This is a genomic window from Streptomyces durocortorensis, from assembly GCF_031760065.1.
Taxonomy (GTDB): domain Bacteria; phylum Actinomycetota; class Actinomycetes; order Streptomycetales; family Streptomycetaceae; genus Streptomyces.
The window spans coordinates 896,115-909,317 of the sequence record NZ_CP134500.1; the positions used below are offsets into that span (position 1 = coordinate 896,115).

Genomic DNA, 13,203 nt, shown 5'->3' on the forward strand with positions numbered 1-13,203 from the left:
CCCGGCGTTCTTCGCCTCTCCTTCGTCACGGTCTCGCCTCCGTCGCGCTTTCGTCCCTCCCGCCCGGGGACGCCGAAGGGGCCCACGGTCGACCGTGGGCCCCTTCGATGCGAGGTGCGCGACCGAACCGTCGCGGCCGGGGCTACTGCTCCCGGCGGAGGTTCGGCTTGAGGTCCTTGAAACGGGCCAGCAGGCCGTTCACGAAGGACGGGGAGTCATCGGTGGAGAACTCCTTGGCGAGCTGGACGGCCTCGTCGATCACCACGGCGTCCGGGGTCTCGTCCAGCCAGATCAGCTCGTATGCACCGAGCCGCAGGATGTTCCGGTCGACGACCGGCATGCGGTCGATCTCCCAGTCCACGGCGTAGGTGACGATGAGGTCGTCGATGCGGTCCGCGTACTGCGCGTACCCCTCGACGAGCTCCATCGTGAATTCGCCGACCGGCGGCTGACGGTCGTCGGTCCGCGAGTGCCGAACCCAGTCCGCGAGGACGCTCTGCACGGACTCACCGCGCTGGTCGGCCTCGAAGAGGATCTGGAAGGCGCGCTTGCGGGCCTTGTTCCGGGCAGCCACGGTTAGCTGTTCACCCGGCCGAGGTAGTCGCCCGTACGGGTGTCGACCTTGATCTTCTCGCCGGTGGTGATGAAGAGCGGCACGCCGATCTCGTAGCCGGTCTCCAGGGTGGCGGGCTTGGTGCCACCGGTGGAACGGTCGCCCTGGACGCCCGGGTCGGTGTGCTGGATCGTCAGCTCGACGGCGGCGGGCAGCTCGACGTAGAGCACCTCGCCCTCGTACTGGGCGACGGAGGCGGTGAAGCCCTCGATCAGGAAGTTGGCGGCGTCACCGACGGCCTTGCGGTCGACCATGAGCTGGTCGTAGGTGTCCATGTCCATGAAGACGAAGTACTCGCCGTCCATGTACGAGAACTGCATGTCGCGGCGGTCAATGGTGGCCGTCTCGACCTTCACGCCGGCGTTGAACGTCTTGTCGACGACCTTGCCGGAGAGCACGTTCTTGAGCTTGGTGCGCACGAAGGCAGGGCCCTTGCCGGGCTTGACGTGCTGGAACTCGACGACGGACCAGAGCTGGCCTCCGTCGAGCTTGAGCACCATGCCGTTCTTGAGGTCGTTCGTGGAAGCCACGGTTGCGGAATCTCCTGGGCTGAAGCTGGTGGAACGACCGAGGATCCGCGCTAGAGCGCGAGCAGCTCCTTGGTCGTCATGGTGAGTAGCTCGGGTCCGCCGTCCGCCTCGGGGCGCACGACGAGCGTGTCATCGATCCGGACACCGCCCCGGCCCGGGAGGTGGACCCCCGGTTCGACGGTGACCGGCACACAAGCGTCCAGTTTACCCATGGCTGTCGGTGCCAGTTGCGGGTCCTCCTCGATTTCGAGCCCCACACCGTGCCCGGTCCGGGGTACGAGGCCCTCCCCGTGCCCGGCGGAGTCCAGCAGATGGCGAGCCGCGTGGTCCACGTCCCGGTAGGCGGCCCCCGGTGTCAGCGCCTCCCGCCCGGCCCGCTGAGCGGCGAAAACAAGGTCGTAGAGCTCGATCTGCCACTCGGCCGGGGCGGTGCCGATGACGAAGGTACGGCCGATCTCGCACCGGTAGCCGTGGTAGCTCGCGCCCAGGCTGACGGAGAGGAAATCTCCCTCCTCCACCCTGCGGTCGGACGGGCGGTGCCTGCCCTGGCCGGAGTTGGGGCCGGTGGCTACGGAGGTGGCGAAGGCGGGGCCGTCCGCCCCGTGGTCGACGAGGCGGCGTTCCAGTTCGAGCGCGAGGTGCCGCTCGGTGCGGCCGACCAGGATCGATTCCAGGAGCTCACCCAGGGCCTGGTCGGTGATCTCGGCGGCGATCCGGAGGCAGCCGATCTCCTCCTCGTCCTTGACGATCCGCTGCTGCTCCACGGTGAAGCCCAGATCGGCGAGTTGGAGGCGGGGGGCGGCCTGTCCCATAGCGCGGTGGCGGGCCACGGTCAGATCGTGTTCCTCGACGGCGAGCGAAGCGGCGCCCGACGAGGCGGCGAGGGCCGCGGCGGCCACCACCGGGTCCCCGTCCGGGGCGGGCAGGAGCTCGATGCGGAGCGCCTCGTCGGGCCGCCCGTGACCGGGCTCCCCCGTCGGAGCGCGGGGGCAGAGCAGGACGTCCTCGCCGGGGCCGAGCAGCAGCACGGCGCCGGGAGGCGCTCCGCCCGCGAGATAGCGGACGTTGGCGGGGCGGGAGACCAGGGCGGCCGCGGAGCCCGCGGCGGCGCACCGGTCGCGGAGCAGCCCGCGTCGGACGGCGTGCACCTCTGACATGCTCCGAGCGTACGAGCGGGGGCGCCGCACCGCCCGGTCAGCGCATCCGACCGGGGGCCGGAAGGCCGGGGAGCACGGACGGACAGCACCGACGGCAGGGACGACGCGGCGCGGGACGGGCCGGCATGCAGGCCTGTACACCTGGCCCCGCGTGGGGCCAGCGGCCGTGCGGGCATGTCTGTCGGACAAGCGGCTGTCGGGCAGGCGGCTACCAGGTGGGCGGGCTCGCGATGGAGCGGGCGAGGACGTCGTCCAGGACGCGGGCCGTGGTCTCGACGTCGTACGTGGAGTTGTCGATGATCGGAAGGCCGGAGCCGTACCAGCCCGCCATCCGGCCGTGGATGCGGGCGACCTCCTCGTCGGAGAGGCGGCGGTTGCCGCTGCGCGCCGCGTTGCGCTCCAGGACGATCTCCAGGCCGGGCAGCAGCACGACGGGCAGCAGGCCGGGGCCCACATGCCGCTTCCAGCCGCCGAGGCCGACGACCGGGCGGTCGGGGAAGACCGCGTCGTCGAGGATGCAGGAGATGCCGTTGGCGAGGAAGTTGCGTGCGGCGAAGCCGCAGGTGCGGCGGGCCAGGCGGTACTGGGCTTCGGAGTGGTCGTTCCAGCCTGCCTGCGGGTCGGCGAAGCCGGAGCAGACCCACTCGCGGACGTCGTCGAGGGAGACATGGGCGGTGGGCACCCGGCGGCGGGCCGCCCAGAGCCTGGCGACGGTGGTCTTGCCCGCGCCCGCGGGGCCGATCAGAAGCACGGCGAGGGTCGCGCTGCCGGTGCCGGGCTCGGCGGGGGGCGCGGGCAGCCCGACGGGGCCGCCGGGGGGCAGCTGGACGTACCCGGTCGCCTGGCCGCCGGAGGGCGGCGGCGTGGGCCCGGTGCCGCTCCAGCCGTGCTGGGGGGCCTGTCCGGGGGCTGGAGGCTGCGGCCCCTGGCCATGGGCCGGGGGCTGGGGGGCCTGGCCCGGGGCCGGAGGCTGGGAGGCCTGGCCCGGGGCAGGAGGCTGCGGAGCCTGGCCGTGAGCCGAGGGCCGGGGGGCCTGGCCCGGGGCCGGAAACCGGGGTATCGGGGGCGGGCCGGGGTGACCGGGGTGCTGGGCCTGGTGCGACCAGCCGACAGGCCCGTTCCCGGGGCCGTGGGGCGGCGGCAGCGGGGCCCCCACTGCGTGCTGCATCCGGTGCCACTCCGTCTCGTCACTGCAACTGGCGCTGATGGGACGGCTACCGTACCTTCCCGGGCCGCCCTGGGGTGAACGGCCCGGGAGGGCACGAAGTGCCCGCCGCCCGGAGGGAGATCCGGACGGGAATCGCGTGGGTGTCAGCCCGGCAGTTCGTCGGCCAGAGCCCGCAGCGCGAGCCGGTAGGAGCCGATGCCGAACCCGGCGACCGTGCCGCTGGCCACCGAGGCGATCACCGAGGTGTGCCGGAACTCCTCCCGGGTGTACGGGTTGGAGATGTGCACCTCGATCAGCGGAGCGGTGCGCTGGGCGGCCGCGTCCCGCATCCCGTACGAGTAGTGCGTGAAGGCACCCGGGTTGAGAACGACCGGAATCGAACCGTCCGCTGCCTCGTGGAGCCAGCGGATCAGCTCGCCCTCGTCGTTGGTCTCCCGCACCTCGACGTCGAAGCCGAGCTCCTTGCCGAGGGTGGTGCAGACCTCGACGAGTCCGGCGTAGGAGGTGGCTCCGTAGACGTCGGGCTCGCGGGAACCGAGTCGGCCGAGGTTGGGGCCGTTCAGGACGAAGACCGTGCGGGTCACGCGGAGACCTCCCCGTAGGCGGCGAGCAGGACGGCCGGGTCGGGGCCCTCCAGGACCGTGGGCTTGCCGATACCGTCCAGGACGATGAAACGCAGCAGGTCGCCACGGGACTTCTTGTCGACCTTCATGTTCTCCAGCAGCTTGGGCCACTGGTCGCCGCGGTAGGCCAGCGGCAGGCCCACCGACTCCAGGACGGTCCGGTGCCGGTCGGCGGTGGCGTCGTCCAGGCGTCCGGCGAGCCGGCCCAGCTCGGCGGCGAAGACCATGCCGATGGAGACGGCCGCACCGTGGCGCCACTTGTAGCGCTCGTTCTTCTCGATGGCGTGGCCCAGGGTGTGACCGTAGTTGAGGATCTCGCGGAGTCCGGACTCCTTGAGGTCGCTGGAGACGACCTCGGCCTTGACCCGGATGGAGCGCTCGATCAACTCGGCGGTGTGCGGTCCGGCGGGCGTACGAGCACCCTCGGGGTCGGCCTCGATCAGGTCGAGGATGACCGGGTCGGCGATGAAACCGGCCTTGATGATCTCGGCCATGCCGGAGACGTAGTCGTGGACCGGCAGCGAGTCGAGCGCGGCGAGGTCGCAGAGCACGCCGGCCGGAGGGTGGAAGGCGCCGACGAGGTTCTTGCCCTCGGCGGTGTTGATGCCGGTCTTGCCGCCGACGGCCGCGTCGACCATGCCGAGGACGGTGGTGGGCACCGCGATCCACCGCACCCCGCGCAGCCAGCTGGCCGCGACGAAACCGGCCACGTCCGTGGTCGCGCCGCCGCCGACACCGACGATCACATCGCTGCGGGTGAAACCGGTCTGGCCGAGCGCCTTCCAGCAGTAGGCGGCGACCTCGACGGTCTTGGCCTCCTCGGCGTTCGGCAGCTGGATGGCGATCGCCTCGTAGCCCTGGTCGGCGAGGTCCTGGCGAACCGCCTCACCGGTCTCGGCGAGCGCCTCGGGGTGCAGCACGGCGACCCGCTTGGCGCGGTCGCCGATGAGCTGGGGCAGCTCGCCGAGGAGCTGGTGGCCGACGAGGACCTCGTACGGGTCGGAACCCGCCGTGCCGGCGACCTGGATACGGGTGGTGCCCTGCTGCGTCATGCCGGTGTTCTCCACGCCGGGGGCCGCTGGGCCCTCCGGCAGTTCCAGTGCGTCGATGATCGCCTGGGCGACCTCTTCGGGGGTGCGGCCGTCGGTGGGGACGACCGTACGGGCGACCTCTTCGTACAGGTGGCGGCGGGCGTCCATCAGCTCGCGCCACTGCTTGCGCGGGTTGACCGCGAGGAGCGGGCGGGCCGCGCCCAGCCCGACGCGGCGGACGGCCTCGTCCACGTTCATGGAGAGGTAGACGACCGGGCGGTCCGCCAGCAGTTCCCTGGTCGTCCCTTCCAGGACGGCCCCGCCGCCGAGGGAGAGGACGCCCGAGTGTTCGGCGACGGCCGCGGCGACGGCCCGGCGCTCCAGGGCGCGGAAGTGCTCCTCGCCCTCGTCGTAGAAGATCTCCGCGATCGGTTTGCCCGCCTCGGCGACGACGTCCGCGTCGGTGTCCCGGTAGGTGGTGCCGAGCCGGGCGGCGAGCAGTTCGCCGACACTGGACTTGCCGACGCCCATCGGGCCGACGAGGACGACCAGGGGGCCGCTCATCGGATCTGGAGGTGGTCGAGGTACGAGCGGACGTTGCGGTGGGTCTCGGCCACGCTGTCGCCGCCGAACTTCTCCGCCACCGCGTCGGCGAGGACCAGGGCGACCATCGCCTCGGCGACGATGCCCGCGGCCGGAACGGCGCAGACGTCGGAGCGCTGGTGGTGGGCCTTGGCGGCCTCGCCGGTGACGACGTCCACGGTGGCCAGGGCGCGCGGAACGGTCGCGATGGGCTTCATCGCGGCACGGACCCGCAGCAGCTCGCCGGTGGTGAGCCCGCCCTCGGTGCCGCCGGAGCGGCCGGAGGTGCGCTTGATGCCGTCGTCGGTGGCGACGATCTCGTCGTGCGCCTTGGAGCCGGGGACCCGGGCCAGCTCGAACCCGTCACCGACCTCGACGCCCTTGATGGCCTGGATGCCCATGAGCGCGGCGGCGAGCCGGGCGTCCAGGCGGCGGTCCCAGTGCACGTGCGAGCCGAGCCCGACGGGCACGCCGTACGCCAGCACCTCGACGACGCCGCCGAGGGTGTCGCCGTCCTTGTGGGCCTGGTCGATCTCGGCCACCATCGCCTTGGAGGCGTCGGCGTCGAGGCAGCGGACGGGGTCCGCGTCCAGCTGGTCCACGTCGGCGGGAACCGGGTAGACGCCGTACGGCGCCTTCGCGGCGGCCAGTTCGACGACATGGCTGACGATCTCGATGCCCGCGGTCTCCTTGAGGTAGGAGCGGGCGACGGCCCCGAGGGCGACGCGCGCGGCGGTCTCCCGGGCGCTGGCGCGCTCCAGGACCGGCCGGGCCTCGTCGAATCCGTACTTCTGCATCCCCGCCAGATCGGCGTGGCCGGGGCGGGGCCGGGTCAGCGGGGCGTTACGGGCCAGCTGGGCCAGCTCGTCGGGGTCGACCGGGTCGGCCGACATGACCTGCTCCCACTTGGGCCACTCGGTGTTGCCGACCATGACGGCGACCGGGGAGCCCATGGTGAGGCCGTGGCGGACGCCACCGAGGAAGGTCACCTCGTCCTGCTCGAACTTCATCCGAGCGCCGCGGCCGTATCCGAGCCGCCGCCGGGCGAGCGCCTCCGCCACCATCTCCGTCGTGACGGGGACGCCGGCGGGAAGCCCCTCCAGCGTCGCGACGAGTGCGGGGCCGTGCGACTCCCCCGCGGTCAGCCAGCGCAACCTGCTCAACGGGTCTCCTCATGCTCGCGCCTGGAATCCAGCGGCGCGACCGGGTGCGCGGCCCTGGCCCGCCGCCTTTGATCCTCCCATGACCGGGGGCGCGGTCCGGCCGCCGGTCCAGCAGACGGACGGCCGGGGCCGCCGTGCGGTGCGTCAGCGGGCCGCGAGCGCGGCTTCCCCGGCCTGCCGCATGGCGACCAGCGGGCCCGGAACCCTGCCGGTCATCTGCTCCACCTGCAACAGGGCCTGGTGCACGAGGAGGTCGAGCCCCCCGACCACCGCCCCGCCGCGCGCCGACCAGGCTGCGGCGAGCGCGGTGGGCCACGGCTCGTAGAGCACGTCGAAGAGGATTCCCGGGGCGTCCGGCACGCCTTCCCCCAGGGCGTCGGTGCTGCCCGCCGGGGTGGTGGCGATCACCAGCGGCGCGTCCAGCGCCTGCGCCGCGTCCGCCCAGTCGGCGATCACGACGTCGGCCCCGAGCCGCTCCCCCCAGGCCCGCATCTCCGCCGCGCGCTCGGGGCTGCGCACGTAGGCCGTGACCGGTCCGGCGCAGATCACGGCGAGTGCGGCGAGTGCGGAGGAGGCGGTGGCCCCGGCGCCGAGGACGGCGGCGGATTCCACTTTGTCGACGCCGCGTTCACGCAGTGCGGCGATCATGCCGGGGATGTCCGTGTTGTCGCCGACCCGTCGGCCGTCGGCCGTGAACACGACCGTGTTGACGGCCTCCACCGCGGCGGCCGTCGCGCTGATCTCGTCCAGCAGCGGGATGATCGCCCGCTTGAGCGGCATGGTCAGGGACAGCCCCGCCCAGGAGGAGTCCAGTCCTTCGACGAAGCCGGGCAGCGCAGCCTCGTCGATCTCGAACCGGTCGTAGGACCAGTCGTCGAGGCCGAGCTCGGCGTAGGCGGCGCGGTGCAGGACCGGGGAGAGCGAATGGGCGATGGGCGAGCCGAGAACGGCGGCCCTGCGCGTCGGGGTCACTGGCTGGCCTTCTCCTCTTCGTACCTACGCCGGTTCTTCTCGTGCTCCTCGTTGGTCACCGCGAAGACCGTCTTGTCCTCGTTGATCGAGACGAAGTAGTACCAGGGACCCGGCGTGGGGTTCATCGCCGAGTGCAGGGCGTCCGCACCCGGGTTGCTGATCGGGCCCGAAGGCAGGCCAACGATCTTGTACGTGTTGTAGGGGTCGTCGATCTTCCGCAGGTCGTCGACGGCGCCGATGTCCAGGGTGCTCTGACCCTTTATGTAGTTGATCGTGGAGTCGAACTCCAGTCGGCCGACCGTCTCCATGTTGCCCGGCTTGAGGCGGTTGTAGACCACCCGCGCGACCTTGTCGAAGTCGTGCTTGTACTTGCCTTCGACCTGCACGAGGCTCGCCACGGTGACGAGCTCCCACGGGTTCTTCAGGCCGAGTTTCGTCGCCGTGGCTTCCAGGTCGAGCTTCTTGTACTCCTTGTTCGCCCGCTCCACCATCCGCTTCAGCGCGGTCTCCGGCTTCGTCCCCTTGGCCACCGGATACGCCGCCGGGTACAGGAAGCCCTCCAGCGGATCCTTGACGTCCGGGTTGTTGTCGGCCCAGTCGGGCAGGCCCAGAGACTCCGCCTTGGTCTTGGCGACCTTCGCCGTGGTGCCCTTCTCCAGCCCGAGCCGCTTGTCGAGGTTGGCGTAGACCGTGACGTTACGGGTGCCCTCGGGGATCACGAAGATGTTCTGGCTCTTGGGGTCGAGCATCGTCTTGACCGCGTTGGCCGCCGACATCTCCTGGTTCAGGAGGTAGACACCCGCCTGGATCGACTTGCCCTTGGGGTTCGCGTTCTGCGCCGAGACGAAGGCGTCGACGGACTTGATGACGCCCTTCTTCTGGAGGGTGTTCGCGATGTCGTAGCCGAGCGCGCCCTCGGGGATCTCGACCTCGACCTGAGGGCCGGTGCCCGTGCCCGCGTAGTCGGCCGGGGCGCCGAACTGCTTCTTCCAGAAGGTGTAGCCGACGTACGACACGCCCCCGAGGCCGCCGATCAGGACGGCGGAGACCACCAGGCAGGCGCAGCCGCTGCGGTTCTTTCTCTTCTTCTTGCCCTTGCCGCCACGGCGGTCACTGCCGTCCCGGTCGCGGCGCGAGGCGCGCGATCCGTCGTCGTCCGGGTCGTCGTCGCCGTCACGCGGCTCGCGGCTCGCGGGCTCGTCGGCACCCGTGAAGAAGGGGTGCGTCTCCTCCTGCGGCTTGTCCGGGTCCCAGTCCGTCGACGGCTGTTGCTGTTGCTCCTGCTGGTGCTGTTGTTCGGAGTCGCGGCGGCCCGGGGGCTGCGGGGGCGGATAGGCCTCCGGCGTGCCGTAGTAGTCGTGCGACGCTTCGTAGCCGGCGGGCTGCTGCGCGTACGGGTCCTGGGGCTCGGCCCCGTACGGCATGGCGGTCTGCGGGCCGGTGTCCCAGCCGCCGTTGTACTGCGGCTGGGACACCGGCTGCTGCGCGTACGGGTCCTGGTGGGGCGTCCCGTACTGCTGCTGGTACTGCTGATCCTGCTGCGGCTGCTGCGCGTACTGCTGCTGGTGCTGGTCGTACGGCTGCTGCTGCGGGTACTGCTGGTGGTTCTGGTGCTGCTGCGCGTACGGGTCCTGCGGATAGGACTGCTGCTGGTCGCCGTACTGGCTCTGGCCGTGGGCAGCCTGCTGGCCTCCCCATCCCTGGTCCCCGTACAAGGGGTCCTCGGGATGCCACGGTTCGGAGCCGGGGCCCCGGCCATACTCAGTCATCGATCCCCTAGAGCCGCGAGACGACGTTCCGTCTCTTCGCTTCGCTGTGCGGTGTTTGTTCGAACCACCGACGCATCGCGCGGAACGTTACCGTATCGCGATCAGACAACCACTTCGACGCCCTCGCCCGGGGGATTGCCTGACGCCCGTTCGGACTCCAGAGCGTTCTGGAGAATCACCACAGCGGCAGCCTGGTCGATGACAGACCGGCCCTTCTTGGACTTCACGCCCGAGGCGCGCAGTCCTTGACTGGCCGTCACTGTGGTCATCCTCTCGTCCACGAGTCGCACCGGAACGGGTGCGATCGAACGGGCGAGCACCTGGGCGAAGTCGCGGACCTTGGCGGCAGCGGGGCCCTCGCCCCCGCCGAGGGAGCGGGGCAGGCCGACGATGACCTCGATCGGCTCGTACTCCTCGACGATGGCCGCCAGTCGCCGGTGGGCGGCCGGGACATCGCGTCCCGGCACGGTCTCCACCGGCGTGGCCAGGATCCCGTCGGGGTCGCACGAGGCGACCCCGATCCGGGCGTCCCCGACGTCGACGGCGAGCCGTCGGCCGCGGCGCATCCGCGTCATCGCGCTCGTCACGCCGTCTCGGTGACGAGGCGCTCGACCGCGGCGACGGCGTCGCCGATGGCGGCCGGGTTCGTGCCGCCGCCCTGGGCGACGTCCGGCTTGCCGCCGCCACCGCCGCCGAGCGTCTTGGCGGCGGTGCGGACGAGGTCACCGGCCTTGAGGCCGCGCTCGCGGGCGGCCTCGTTGGTGGCGATGACCGTGAGCGGGCGGCCGTTGGCCGTGGTGAACAGGGCCACGACGGCCGGGCGGCCGCCCTGGATGCGCCCGCGCACGTCCAGGACCAGCTTGCGCAGGTCGTCGGCGGAGGTGCCGTCGGGGACCTGGCCGGTGACCAGGGCGACGCCCCGGACGTCCTTGGCGGAGTCGACGAGCCCGGCGGCGGCCGCGAGGACCTTCTCCGCGCGGTACTTCTCGATCTCCTTCTCGGCGTCCTTGAGCTTGCCGAGCATGCCCGCGATCTTCTCCGGCAGCTCCTCGGGACGGCCCTTGACCAGCTCCTGGAGCTGGGCGACGACCGTGTGCTCCCTGGCGAGGAAGTTGTAGGCGTCCACGCCGACGAGGGCCTCGATGCGGCGCACGCCGGAGCCGATGGAGGACTCGCCGAGCAGCTTGACCAGGCCGAGCTGGGCGGTGTTGTGGACGTGGGTGCCGCCGCACAGCTCCTTGGAGAAGTCCCCGATGGTGACGACGCGGACCCGCTCGCCGTACTTCTCGCCGAACTCGGCGATGGCACCCTGCTTCTTGGCCTCGTCGATCGACATGACCTCGGCCTGGACGTCGAGTTCGCGCGAGAGGACCTCGTTGATCCGCTGCTCGACATCGGTGAGGACCGTGCCGGGGACGGCGGCGGGAGAACCGAAGTCGAAGCGGAAGCGGCCGGGCGAGTTCTCCGAACCGGCCTGGGCGGCCGTCGGGCCGAGCGCGTCGCGCAGCGCCTGGTGGGTGAGGTGCGTGGCGCTGTGGGCGCGGGCGATGGCCCGGCGGCGGGTGGCGTCGATGGAGGCGAAGACGGGGGCCCCGACCGTGACCTCTCCGACCTGGACCACGCCCTTGTGGACGTGAACCCCCGGAACCGGCTTCTGGACGTCGCGGACCTCGATCACCGCGCCGGTGTCGAGCCGGATGCGGCCGGTGTCGGCGAGCTGGCCGCCGCCCTCGGCGTAGAAGGGGGTGCGGTCGAGGACGACCTCGATCTCATCGCCCTCGGTGGCGGCGGGCGAGGGCACACCGTCGACCAGGAGCCCGACGATGGTGGACTCGCCGGCGATCGAGGTGTAGCCGGTGAACTCGGTGGCACCGGAGGTGTCGGCGACCTCGCGGTAGGCGGACAGGTCGGCGTGACCGGTCTTCTTGGCGCGGGCGTCGGCCTTGGCCTTGTCGCGCTGCTCCTGCATGAGGCGGCGGAAGCCGTCCTCGTCCACGGAGAGCCCCTGCTCGGCGGCCATCTCCAGGGTCAGGTCGATCGGGAAGCCCCAGGTGTCGTGGAGCAGGAACGCCTTGTCCCCGGCGAGGACCTTGCCGCCGGCGGCCTTGGTCTCGGTGACCGCGGTCTCCAGGATGTTGGTGCCGCCCTTGAGGGCCTTGAGGAAGGCGGCTTCCTCGGCGAGCGCGACCGTCTCGATGCGCTTGCGGTCGGTGATCAGCTCGGGGTACTGGAGCCCCATCGTGTCGATCACGACGTCGACCAGGGCCTTGACGACCGATCCGGTGGCGCCCATGAGGCGCATGTTGCGGATGGCTCGGCGCATGATGCGGCGCAGGACGTAGCCGCGGCCCTCGTTGCCCGGGGTGACCCCGTCGCCGATGAGCATCACCGACGTACGGATGTGGTCGGCGACGACACGGAGCGAGACGTCGGTGGACTGCTCGGCGCCGTAGCGGACGCCGGTCAGCTCGGTGGCCTTGTCCATGACGACGCGCAGGGTGTCGGTCTCGTACATGTTCTGTACGCCCTGGAGGATCATGGCGAGGCGTTCGAGGCCGAGACCGGTGTCGATGTTCTTCGACGGCAGCTCCCCAAGGATCGGGAAGTCCTCCTTGCCGTCACCGGCACCGCGCTCGTACTGCATGAAGACCAGGTTCCAGATCTCCACGTAGCGCTCGTCGTTGACGGCCGGGCCGCCCTCGACGCCGAACTCGGGGCCGCGGTCGTAGTTGATCTCGGAGCAGGGGCCGCAGGGTCCGGGGACGCCCATGGACCAGAAGTTGTCCTTCTTGCCCAGGCGCTGGATGCGTTCGGCCGGCACGCCGATCTTGTCGCGCCAGATGGCCTCGGCCTCGTCGTCGTCGAGGTAGACCGTGATCCAGAGCTTCTCCGGCTCCAGGCCGAATCCGCCGTCCTCGACGGAGTTGGTCAGGGCCTCCCAGGCGAGCTGGATGGCCCCTTCCTTGAAGTAGTCCCCGAAGGAGAAGTTGCCGCACATCTGGAAGAAGGTGCCGTGGCGGGTGGTCTTGCCGACCTCTTCGATGTCCGGCGTACGCACGCACTTCTGCACGCTGGTGACGCGCGGGGCGGGCGGCTTGACCTCGCCGAGGAAGTACGGCTTGAAGGGAACCATGCCCGCGGGGACCAGCAGCAGAGTCGGGTCGTCCGCGATGAGCGACGCCGAAGGCACGACGGTGTGACCGCGCTCCTCGAAGAAGCTCAGCCAGCGGCGGCGGATTTCAGCCGACTCCATTAGTGGTCCTCATTCCGGTTGTTCGACTTGTAGGGGAGCTTGCGGTACGTGGTGACGGCGGGCTCGGACGCCTCGACGGCGTAGAGCCGCTGTACGGGGAGTTCGGGGTCGGCCGGTGCCTGAAGGCCCAGGGCGCCGCCCAGTTCGGCTTCGCGCCGGACCATGCCCGCACGGACGTCGAGGGCGAAGTCCTTGAGCTTGTGGCCGGTCTCGATCGCCTTGTCCGCGGCCTGCGCGGCGAGGCTCTCGGGGGTCAGCTGCCTGAGCTTGCGGTTGACCTTGGTGGTGGCCCAGACGCCGGCGGCTGCGCCGGCGGTGAACCAGAACGTGCGGCGGAACATC

General features: G+C 71.2%; 12 protein-coding genes. All 12 read right to left on the minus strand.

The window, feature by feature from the left end; translation table 11 throughout:
• Positions 1-142: 142 nt before the first annotated feature.
• The 12 genes from nusB to RI138_RS03840 all read right to left on the minus strand — a co-directional run bounded on the left by nusB (position 143) and on the right by RI138_RS03840 (position 13,202).
• Positions 143-574 carry a transcription antitermination factor NusB gene (nusB, locus tag RI138_RS03785; protein WP_032768166.1) on the minus strand — a complete coding sequence of 144 codons (432 nt, stop codon included), beginning with the start codon at positions 572-574 and terminating at the stop codon, positions 143-145.
• Positions 575-576: 2 nt separating this feature from the next.
• Positions 577-1,143, minus strand: coding sequence for an elongation factor P (gene efp, locus RI138_RS03790; RefSeq protein WP_311118753.1), 567 nt, complete (start codon positions 1,141-1,143; stop codon positions 577-579).
• Between the two features lie 50 nt (positions 1,144-1,193).
• Positions 1,194-2,300 carry a M24 family metallopeptidase gene (locus RI138_RS03795; protein ID WP_311118754.1) on the minus strand — a complete coding sequence of 369 codons (1,107 nt, stop codon included), beginning with the start codon at positions 2,298-2,300 and terminating at the stop codon, positions 1,194-1,196.
• A gap of 208 nt (positions 2,301-2,508) precedes the next feature.
• Entirely contained in the window at positions 2,509-3,468 is a 960-nt protein-coding gene (locus tag RI138_RS03800) for a Pro-rich N-terminal domain-containing protein (protein ID WP_311118755.1), read from the minus strand.
• A 143-nt stretch (positions 3,469-3,611) separates the two neighbouring features.
• Positions 3,612-4,052 carry a type II 3-dehydroquinate dehydratase gene (aroQ, locus tag RI138_RS03805; RefSeq protein ID WP_096630900.1) on the minus strand — a complete coding sequence of 147 codons (441 nt, stop codon included), beginning with the start codon at positions 4,050-4,052 and terminating at the stop codon, positions 3,612-3,614.
• Positions 4,049-5,686: a 3-dehydroquinate synthase gene (gene aroB / locus RI138_RS03810; RefSeq protein WP_311118756.1), complete on the minus strand. Its 1,638-nt coding sequence runs from the start codon at positions 5,684-5,686 to the stop codon at positions 4,049-4,051. Before aroB ends, aroQ begins: the two co-directional genes overlap by 4 nt.
• Positions 5,683-6,867 carry a chorismate synthase gene (gene aroC / locus RI138_RS03815; protein WP_096630897.1) on the minus strand — a complete coding sequence of 395 codons (1,185 nt, stop codon included), beginning with the start codon at positions 6,865-6,867 and terminating at the stop codon, positions 5,683-5,685. Before aroC ends, aroB begins: the two co-directional genes overlap by 4 nt.
• Positions 6,868-7,011: 144 nt before the next feature.
• The gene (locus RI138_RS03820) at positions 7,012-7,839 is read right to left on the minus strand and encodes a shikimate dehydrogenase (protein ID WP_311118757.1); all 828 of its coding nucleotides are present in this window, start codon (positions 7,837-7,839) and stop codon (positions 7,012-7,014) included.
• Entirely contained in the window at positions 7,836-9,608 is a 1,773-nt protein-coding gene (gene mltG, locus RI138_RS03825) for an endolytic transglycosylase MltG (RefSeq protein ID WP_311118758.1), read from the minus strand. The genes RI138_RS03820 and mltG overlap by 4 nt, the downstream gene beginning before the upstream one ends.
• A gap of 101 nt (positions 9,609-9,709) precedes the next feature.
• On the minus strand, positions 9,710-10,183 hold the full coding sequence (gene ruvX / locus RI138_RS03830) for a Holliday junction resolvase RuvX (protein WP_179500277.1): 474 nt from the start codon (positions 10,181-10,183) through the stop codon (positions 9,710-9,712).
• Positions 10,184-10,191: 8 nt separating this feature from the next.
• Entirely contained in the window at positions 10,192-12,861 is a 2,670-nt protein-coding gene (alaS, locus tag RI138_RS03835) for an alanine--tRNA ligase (RefSeq protein ID WP_096630890.1), read from the minus strand.
• Complete coding sequence (locus tag RI138_RS03840) at positions 12,861-13,202, minus strand: DUF6167 family protein (RefSeq protein WP_311118759.1); 342 nt, start codon at positions 13,200-13,202, stop codon at positions 12,861-12,863. The genes alaS and RI138_RS03840 overlap by 1 nt, the downstream gene beginning before the upstream one ends.
• Between the last annotated feature and the right edge of the window lies 1 nt (position 13,203).

Coding starts and splice junctions, on each gene's coding strand:
- RI138_RS03795 (WP_311118754.1), bottom strand. CDS start 2,300: ATGTCAGAGGTGCACGCCGTCCGACGCGGGCTGCTCCGCGACCGGTGC.
- RI138_RS03800 (WP_311118755.1), bottom strand. CDS start 3,468: ATGCAGCACGCAGTGGGGGCCCCGCTGCCGCCGCCCCACGGCCCCGGG.
- aroB (WP_311118756.1), bottom strand. CDS start 5,686: ATGAGCGGCCCCCTGGTCGTCCTCGTCGGCCCGATGGGCGTCGGCAAG.
- mltG (WP_311118758.1), bottom strand. CDS start 9,608: ATGACTGAGTATGGCCGGGGCCCCGGCTCCGAACCGTGGCATCCCGAG.
- ruvX (WP_179500277.1), bottom strand. CDS start 10,183: ATGACGCGGATGCGCCGCGGCCGACGGCTCGCCGTCGACGTCGGGGAC.
- alaS (WP_096630890.1), bottom strand. CDS start 12,861: ATGGAGTCGGCTGAAATCCGCCGCCGCTGGCTGAGCTTCTTCGAGGAG.
- RI138_RS03840 (WP_311118759.1), bottom strand. CDS start 13,202: ATGTTCCGCCGCACGTTCTGGTTCACCGCCGGCGCAGCCGCCGGCGTC.